Origin of the sequence: Caulobacter sp. 17J65-9 (assembly GCF_010975005.1) — a bacterium.
GTDB lineage: Bacteria > Pseudomonadota > Alphaproteobacteria > Caulobacterales > Caulobacteraceae > 17J80-11.
Map to the genome: position 1 here is coordinate 1 of NZ_JAAIVC010000164.1, position 8,267 is coordinate 8,267.

9 protein-coding genes are annotated in these 8,267 nt (G+C 70.3%); 4 read left to right on the top strand and 5 right to left on the bottom strand.

Features of this window, described 5'->3' with window-relative positions; genetic code table 11:
- On the top strand, positions 1 to 266 hold a 266-nt coding region (locus tag G3573_RS18000), incomplete at its 5' end, for a hypothetical protein (protein WP_205598348.1).
- A gap of 112 nt (positions 267 to 378) precedes the next feature.
- Positions 379 to 2,229 (top strand): DUF885 domain-containing protein, encoded by a 1,851-nt coding sequence (locus G3573_RS18005; RefSeq protein WP_163263074.1) that lies wholly within the window; start codon positions 379 to 381, stop codon positions 2,227 to 2,229.
- Positions 2,230 to 2,296: 67 nt separating this feature from the next.
- Here the strand turns inward: G3573_RS18005 and G3573_RS18010 are convergent, their stop codons facing one another.
- Entirely contained in the window at positions 2,297 to 3,508 is a 1,212-nt protein-coding gene (locus G3573_RS18010) for a multidrug effflux MFS transporter (protein ID WP_163263075.1), read from the bottom strand.
- A 98-nt stretch (positions 3,509 to 3,606) separates the two neighbouring features.
- On the opposite strand from G3573_RS18010, the gene G3573_RS18015 reads away from it, so the two are divergent.
- Positions 3,607 to 5,151: an MFS transporter gene (locus G3573_RS18015; protein WP_163263076.1), complete on the top strand. Its 1,545-nt coding sequence runs from the start codon at positions 3,607 to 3,609 to the stop codon at positions 5,149 to 5,151.
- A 122-nt stretch (positions 5,152 to 5,273) separates the two neighbouring features.
- Here G3573_RS18015 and rplS read toward each other — a convergent pair whose 3' ends face one another.
- The 4 genes from rplS to htpX form a co-directional block, all read right to left on the bottom strand.
- Positions 5,274 to 5,666, bottom strand: coding sequence for a 50S ribosomal protein L19 (rplS, locus tag G3573_RS18020; protein ID WP_163263077.1), 393 nt, complete (start codon positions 5,664 to 5,666; stop codon positions 5,274 to 5,276).
- A gap of 10 nt (positions 5,667 to 5,676) precedes the next feature.
- Positions 5,677 to 6,402: a tRNA (guanosine(37)-N1)-methyltransferase TrmD gene (gene trmD, locus G3573_RS18025; RefSeq protein WP_163263078.1), complete on the bottom strand. Its 726-nt coding sequence runs from the start codon at positions 6,400 to 6,402 to the stop codon at positions 5,677 to 5,679.
- 56 nt (positions 6,403 to 6,458) lie between these two features.
- Positions 6,459 to 6,998: a hypothetical protein gene (locus G3573_RS18030; RefSeq protein ID WP_163263079.1), complete on the bottom strand. Its 540-nt coding sequence runs from the start codon at positions 6,996 to 6,998 to the stop codon at positions 6,459 to 6,461.
- Between the two features lie 62 nt (positions 6,999 to 7,060).
- Positions 7,061 to 7,990, bottom strand: a complete 930-nt coding sequence (gene htpX, locus G3573_RS18035; protein ID WP_163263080.1) for a zinc metalloprotease HtpX — start codon at positions 7,988 to 7,990, stop codon at positions 7,061 to 7,063.
- 99 nt (positions 7,991 to 8,089) lie between these two features.
- Here htpX and G3573_RS18040 point away from each other — a divergent pair.
- Positions 8,090 to 8,267, top strand: a 178-nt coding sequence (locus G3573_RS18040; protein WP_346427413.1) for a DUF1674 domain-containing protein, incomplete at its 3' end; no start/stop codon positions are given.

Genomic DNA, 8,267 nt, shown 5'->3' on the forward strand with positions numbered 1-8,267 from the left:
CGCCTGAGGAGGCCGCGCCCGCCGCCAATCCGACCACGACGGCGGCCGCTCCGGCCCCGGCCCAGAGCCAGGTCCCAGTCCAGGCTCCGACCGCGGTCGCCGCCCAGGCCGCGTCGCAGCCGGCCGCGGCCAAGCCTGTCGTGGCCAAGTCCGCGCCGGCCAAGGCCGCTCCGGCCAAGCCCGCCCCCGCGCCGAAGAAGGAGCAGGGGGGCGGCGAGACCCTGCTGGCCTCGGCGAAGGCCAAGCTCGAGAACCTGTTTCTCTGAGACCTGAGCGCCGCCCGGTCGGCTGCTCGACGGCTTCTGTCGAAAGTTTCATGACCAGCGGTCGAGATTGCGCCTAAGCTCGCGCCCGAATTCCTCGGGAGGGGCCCGTCCAATGCTCAAGTCCGCCGCGTCCGCGCTCGCCATCCTCGTCAGCCTGTCCGCCGCCAACGCCTGGGCCGCGGCCCCGGCCGCCGCGCCCGCCGCCAAGGCCGCGCCGGCTGCGCCGGCCGCACAGACCGAAGACCAGCGGCTCGCCGCCTTCTTCGACACCACCTTCAAGGAGCAGCTGGCGCTCAGCCCCGAGAGCCTGACCCAACTCGGGTCGAAGGACCGCTACGGCGAGCTCGGCGACTACACTATCGCCGGCGAACAGCAGCAGCTGGACCTGACCAGGGACCAGCTGGCGCGGATGAAGCGCGAGTTCGACTACGCCAAGCTGAGCGACAGCGGCAAGCTGTCCTACCGCCTCTACGAGCACCAGGCCGAGACCACGATGCGTCTGGCCAAGTGGCGCTGGCAGAACTACGCGGTCTCCTCGAACGGCAGCGCCCTGAACGGCCTGCCGGTCATGTTGATCAACAGCCATCGCGTGGACAGCGTCGCCGACGCCGAGGCCTACGTCTCGCGTCTGAAGGCGATGGAGCGGGTCGGCGGCGAGATCGCCGACGACCTGGACGCCCGCACCGCCAAGGGCTTCGTCTCGCCGAGCTTCGTCTACAAGCCGGTGATCGGCGACACCCGCTCGCAGATCGAGGGCGCGCCCTTCACCGCCGGCCAGGACGTGGCCGTGTGGGCCGACTTCAAGAAGAAGGTCGAGGCGCTGAAGGCCGATCCGGCCGCCAAGGCCAAGCTGCTCGCCGACGGCGAAGCGGCCATGAAGGGCCCCTACAAGCGCGGCTTCGACCGCGTGATCGCCTCGCTGGAGAAGGCCTCCAAGGCGGCCAATTCGACCGACGGCGTGTGGCGCCTGCCCGACGGCGACGCCTACTACGCCGACACGGTGCGCTTCTACACCACCACCGACCTGACCCCGGCCCAGATCCACGACATCGGCCTGTCGGAAGTCGCCCGCATCCACAAGGAGATGGAGGCGATCAAGGACAAGGTCGGGTTCAAGGGGACGCTGGCCGAGTTCTTCACCTACGTGAAGACCGACGCCAAGTTCCACTATCCGAACACGCCCGAGGGCAAGCAGCAGTACCTGACCGACGCCAAGGCCATGGTGGCGACCTACATGAAGGACGCCGCCGGCAAGCAGTTCTCGAACCTGCCGAAGGGCGCGCTGGAAGTGAAGGCGGTGGAGCCCTGGCGTGAGGCGACCGCGTCGGTGGCCTTCTACAATCCGGGCGCCCCGGACGGTTCGCGGGCGGCCATCTACTACGTCAACCTGTCCGACATGACCCAGGTGCTGAAGCCGCAGATCGAGGCCATCACCTACCACGAGGGCACGCCGGGCCATCACTTCCAGCTCGCCCGCAGCATGGAGCAGACCGACCTGCCGATGTTCCGCCGGCTGGGCTACCAGGGCGCCTACATCGAGGGCTGGGGCCTCTACGCCGAGAAGCTCGGCAAGGAAGCCGGCTTCTACCAGGACCCGTATTCCGACTTCGGCCGGCTGTCGCTGGAGCTGTGGCGCGCGGGCCGTCTGGTGGTCGACACCGGCATCCACGCCAAGCACTGGTCGCGCGACCAGGCCATGCAGTACTTCCGCGACAACACCCTCCTGTCCGAGCGCGACGTCGCCAAGGAAATCGACCGCTACATCACCAACCCGGGCCAGGCGACCAGCTACAAGATCGGCCAGCTGAAGATCCTGGAGCTGCGCGAGAAGGCCAAGGCCGCCCTGGGGCCGAAGTTCGACATCAAGGCCTTCCACGAGGTGGTGCTGGCCAACGGCGCCCTGCCGCTGGACGTGCTGGCCGAGCAGGTCGACGCCTACATCGCCAAGACCAAGGGAAGCTGAGCTCTCGGCGCCTGATCCAAGACGAAGCCCCGGCCGGAAACGGCCGGGGCTTTTTCTTTGGCGGACGTCAGGGCTTGGGCGCCAGCCGCAGCGCCGTCACCGCGCCCAGGGTGCACACGGCGATGACCGCCGCCATCGGCACGGCGCTGCCGTCGTGGAAGACGCCGACCAGGGCCGCGCCGGTCGCGCCCAGGCCGAACTGCAGCGCTCCGAACAGGGCCGACAGCGAGCCGGCGCGGGCCGGGTCGAGCGCGAGCGCCGAGGCCACGGCGTTGGGGGCGCTGAAGCCCTGGGCGGCGATGGCGAAGAACAGCGGGACCAGGACGCCCCAGAGGCCGCCGACCTCGGTCAGGGCGGCGACCAGCAGCACCAGGGCGGCGGCGCAGGCGCACAGCGCCGCGGCGCGCAGCACCCGGTCGGGCGCGTGGCGGCGCAGGACCAGCCGGTTCAGCTGCGAGGCGCCGATGATGCCGACCGCATTGGCCCCGAACACCCAGCCGAAGCTTGTGGCCGGCACGCCATAGGTCTCGATCACCAGCTCGGGCGATGCGGCGATGTAGGTGAACATGGCCGCCGAGGTCAGGCCGCCGGCGAGGACGAAGGCCATGACGCCCGGGTTCTTCAGCAGGGCTAGATAGGCGGCCAACGGGGTCTCGGCCCGCGCCCGCGCCGCGGTGGCTTCCGAGCGCGATTCCGGCAGGCCTAGCAGCACGGCCAGGCCCGTGGCCGCCCCGAAGGCGAACAGGGCCCAGAAGATGGTCCGCCAGCCGGTGGCGGCCATGATCCAGCCGCCGGCCAGCGGGGCCAGGATCGGGGCCACGCCCATGATCAGCATCAGCACCGAGAACACCCGCGCCGACTCGCGGTGGTCGAAGCGGTCGCGCACCACTGCCCGGGCCACCACCACGCCCGCACAGCCGCCCAGGGCCTGAACGAACCGGAAGGCGACCAGGGCCGGCATGGAGGGGGCGAAGGCGCAGCCGACGGTGGCGGCGAGATAGAGCGCGATCCCGGCCAGCAGCGGCCCGCGCCGCCCGATCCGGTCCGAAAGCGGCCCGTAGATCAGCTGGCCCAGCGCCAGCCCGACGAAGAAGGCCGCCACCGTCTGCTGCGCGCCTGTGGCCGTGCCGTGCAGGTCCCGCGCGATGGCCGGCAGGCTGGGCAGGTACATGTCGATCGACATGGGCGCGAAGGCGGTCAGGGCGCCCAGGATCAGCAGCAGGGACAGGGGCGCGCCGGCGGCGGCGCGCGGCGCGGAGGCCGCGGCGGGAGAGGTCATGGCGGCCACCTAACGCGAGCGGCCGGCCCTCCACAAGTCAGTTGGCGATCCAACAAACCCGCCCGGGAACCTCCGCCACGGGGCGGGGTTGCGACCGGATGTTCCTCGGCCCGCAGGCCACGGTCAGCGAAGCGGAGCGGGAGCGCGGCCTGCGCTCGCTGGTCAGCGACGCCATGTTCGCCTCGACCACGGCGGCGCTGAACGGCGGGGTGGTGCTGGCCGCCTACGCGCTGTGGCTGGGCGCCTCCAACGCCGTGATCGGCCTCCTGGCGGCGCTGCCCTTCCTGAGCCAGTTGCTGCAGGCTCCGGCCGTGGCCCTGGTCGAGCGGCTGCAGGCGCGCAGGATGATCTGCGTGGTCGCGGCCTTCCTGGCGCGGCTGCTGCTGCCGTTCATCGGCCTGCTGGCCTTCCTGCCCGACCGCAAGCTGGCGCTGGGCCTGCTGGTCGGCCTGCAGGCGGCGCACGCGGGGCTGAACGCGGTGTCGACCTGCGCCTGGAATTCCTGGCTGCGCGACCTGGCCCCGCCCGAGCGGCTGGGCCGCTTCTTCGCCCGGCGCACGGCCAACGTGACCGCCTTCACCCTGTTCGCCACCCTTGCGGCGGGCCTGGCCGTCGACAAGGCGGCCGCCTATGGCCGCACGGCCGAGGCCTTCGTGTTCGCCGGCGTGTTCATGGCCGCCTTCGCCACCAGCCTGGTCTCCAGCTGGCTGATCGCCCGCGCGCCTGAGCCGCGCATGGCCCCGCCCGTGAATGTCGCCAGCCTGCTGGAGCTGCTGCGCCGGCCGTTCCGGGACGTGAACTTCCGCCGCCTGATCGTCTTCCTGTCCAGCTGGCAATTCGCGGTGAACCTGGCGACGCCCTTCATCACCGTGTGGCTGCTGGGCCAGCTCGGCTTCTCCATGGGTTTCGTGGTGTCGCTGAGCGTGGTCAGCCAGGCCGCCAACCTGGCGGTGCTGGGCGGCTGGGGGCGGCTGTCGGACCGGTTCGCCAACAAGTCGGTGCTGGGCGTGGCGGCGCCCTTGCTGATCGCCTGCATCGCCGGCCTGGTGCTGGCCTCTCAGATCCGCGACCAGCATCTGGCCGCGGCCTATCTGCTGGTGCTGCACGTGCTGATGGGCGCGGCCACCGCAGGGGTCGGTCTGGCCACCGGCGCGATCGCCCTGAAGCTCGCCCCCTCCGGCCAGGCCACGCCCTATGTGGCGGCCAGCGCGCTGACCAGTTCGCTGGCGGCCGGGATCGCTCCGGTGATCGGCGGTGTCGGCGCCGACTTCTTCGCCGTGCGCCGGCTGACGCTGGACGTGCGCTGGTCGGACCCGGAGGGCGTGCGTTCCCTGCTGGCCTTCCAGCTGGCCCACTGGGACTTCTTCTTCCTGCTGGCGGCCGTGGTCGGGCTGTACGCGCTGCACCGCCTGACCCTGGTGCGCGAGGAGGGCGAGATCGAGCAGGGAGAGATGGCCCGCCAGATCCTGCTGGGCGCGCGGCGCACGGTGCGCAACCTCTCGCCGGTGGCCGGCCTGCGCGTGGCCGCGGCCTTTCCCGCCGGGGCGCTGATCGAGTTGAGAAGGCGGAAGGTGATCGTGAACCCTCTCCCGCCCTGGGGCGGGAGAGGGCAGGGTGAGGGGAGGGGGAAACTCGACGGCTGAGGGCGTGCGGCGGAACGCCCCCTCACCCTGCCCTCTCCCCGCAAGCGGGGCGACGGTTCGCGCAACGAAAAAGGCCCCGGTCTCGCGACCGGGGCCTTTCGAATTCTTCAGCTAGCGGAGGCTCAGCCTTCCGAAGCTTCCGTCTTGGTGGTGCTCATCTGGCGCTCGGCGATACGGGCCGACTTACCGCGACGGTCGCGCAGGTAGTACAGCTTGGCGCGACGGACGACGCCGCGACGCTTCACCTCGATCGACTCGATCGACGGCGACAGCAGCGGGAACACGCGTTCCACGCCTTCGCCGAAGGAGATCTTGCGGACGGTGAAGTTCTCGTTGATGCCCTCGCCGGCGCGGGCGATGCAGACGCCCTCGTAGGCCTGGACGCGCTCGCGCTCGCCTTCCTTGATGCGGACGTTGACGCGGACGGTGTCGCCGGGGGCGAATTCCGGGTGGTTGGCGCGCTTGGCGGCCTGCTTTTGAGCTTCTTCGCGCTCGATCTGCTGCAGGATGTTCATCCGGCTGCTCCTATTTGTTTCGGGCTTGATCGCCCTTTGCCTGTAATTTGGCGAGATGCGCCGACCAGAGGTCGGGACGCCGCTCGCGGGTCGTCTCTTCGCGTTTCCGGCCGCGCCACTCGGCGATCTTCTTGTGATCGCCCGACAGCAGCACCTCCGGAATGTCGAGCCCTTCGAACGTCCGCGGTCGCGTGTACTGCGGATGCTCGAGGAGCCCGTCCTCGAAGCTCTCTTGCTCGAGGCTTGCGGTCTCGCCCAGGACCCCCGGGACCAGACGCACGCACGCCTCGATCGTGACCAGGGCCGCGGCTTCGCCTCCAGCGAGCACGGCGTCCCCGACCGAAACCTCTTCGAACCCGCGGGCGTCGAGCACCCGCTGATCCACCCCTTCGAACCGGCCGCACAGGACGATCACGCCCGGCCCGGCGGCCCATGTCTTCACGCGCTCCTGGGTCAGGGGTCGACCCCGGGCGCTCATGTACAAAAGCGGCCGCCCGGCTGCGTCCACGCTGTCCAGCGCGCGAGCCACGACGTCCGCCTTGAGGACCTGTCCGGGTCCGCCGCCGGCGGGGGTGTCGTCCAGGAAGCCGCGCTTATCGCTGGAAAAGCCCCGGATGTCCACCGTGTCCAGGGACCACAGCCCGCGCTCCTTCCAGGCGGTGCCGATCAGCGAAACGCCGAGCGGGCCGGGAAAGGCCTCGGGGAACATGGTCAGGACGGTGGCGGAGAAAGGCATGCGGCGGTGAACCGCAGATGGCGATCCAGCGCAAGGGGGCGGCTCATGGCTTTACGCTAGATTACGTCTACGGCTTCCGAGATCCGCAGATGCGCAGACGCTTCAACGCGCCATCCATCATCACTCAGGGTCACCAGGTACCGTTCAGTCCAGTCGAAATCCACGACCGCCCGCCGGCCGTCCGGCGCGTACTTGGGCTTGTTGAAGCTGGCGTAGGCCTTGGTCGCCGGGGAGGACAGAACGGGCGGAAGGTCGAGCGCCGTCCAATCGCAGGCGAGGCGTAGATCGCCTTTCCCAGGCCGCTCAGGCCATTCATGTCCCCAAGTCTCGGCTTCGTCAGCCATTGCGTAGCCCGTGTCGACGACCGCGTATGAATCGATCGTCATAGGCAGCAGGCGGCGCCCCTGCGCGATCCAGTTCCCTAAATCTCGGCCTGGAAGCCGGGCCTTCAGCACCGCTGCGAACACCGCACAGTCGGTGGCGCTGGTCTCGTGCTCGAGAGCCGCCGCCTCGCGGGCCAGATACCGTGGGCTGGGAAGGCTCGAACAACCCGTCAGGCCCAGCAGCGCGAGCGTCCAGAAGATTTGCCGAGCCATGATCCGATCCCCCGCCGCCGATCCTCTTCGCGAAGACGGCGGCGGGCAAGACCGGCGTTAGATCACCCCCACGGTCCGTTCGTGCCGCGGCGCTCGCCGCTGGTCGGCACGGCGGTCAGCGGGCGGGGCTTCACGCCCATGCGCACGCCCAACTCCATCAGCGCCTTCACGCGGTTGGCGGTGGCGGGGTGGGTGGAGAACAGGTTGTCGGCGCCGCGGCCCGACAGCGGGTTCATGATGAACAGGTGGGCGGTCGCCGGATTGCGCTCGGCCTCGATGTTGGGAATGCCCTTGGCGTAGCGCTCGATCTTCTCCAGCGCCGAGGCCAGGGCCTGCGGGTCGCCGGCGATCTCGGCCCCCACGCGGTCGGCCTCGTATTCGCGAGAGCGACTGATCGCCATCTGCACCAGGGCCGCGGCCAGCGGGGCCAGGATGGCGATGGCCAGCACGCCGATGATCCCGCCCGGGCGCTCGCGGTCGTTTCCGCCGCCGAAGAACATGGCGAAGTTGGCGATGGCCGAGATCGCGCCGGCGATGGTCGCCGTGATGGTCATGGTCAGGGTGTCGCGGTTCTTCACGTGCGCCAGTTCGTGCGCCATCACGCCACGGACCTCCTCGCGGCTCAGCATCTCCAGCAGGCCGGTGGTGGCGGCCACGGCCGCATGGGCCGGGTCGCGGCCGGTGGCGAAGGCGTTGGGCTGCGGGTTGTCGATCACGAACACGCGCGGCTGCGGCAGGCCGGCCTTGACGGCCAGGGCCTGGATGTCGGCCACGTAGTTGCGGATCACCGGGTGCGGGTCCGACGCGTCGGCCGGGCGCGCGTGGTACATGCGCAGCACGATCTTGTCGGCGTTCCAGTAGCTGAACAGGTTCATGCCCGCGGCCAGCACCAGGGCGATCAGCATGCCGCCGGTCCCGCCGATCAGATAGCCGGCGCCCACGAACAGGGCGGTCAGGGCCGCCAGAAGCATGAAAGTCTTGAGGTGGTTCATCGCGAGTAGCTAAAGCGTCCCCTTGTCGCCCTGGCGTTTCCGGGGCGCACGCCTAGCTATCTGGGTTCGCTTCGCTTCGCCCTCAAGGGACCGCCTATCATGACCGACACGCCCGAGCCCGTCGCCGAGCCCGAAGTTGAAGGCGCCGCGCCCGGCAAGGCGCTGACCCCGGCCGCCCGCCGCGCCCTGGAAGAAGCCGCCGCCCGCCGCGCGGCCGAGCCCGAGCTGCCGCCCGAGGACGGCGGCCCCAGCGGCCTGGAGCCGACCCGCTTCAACG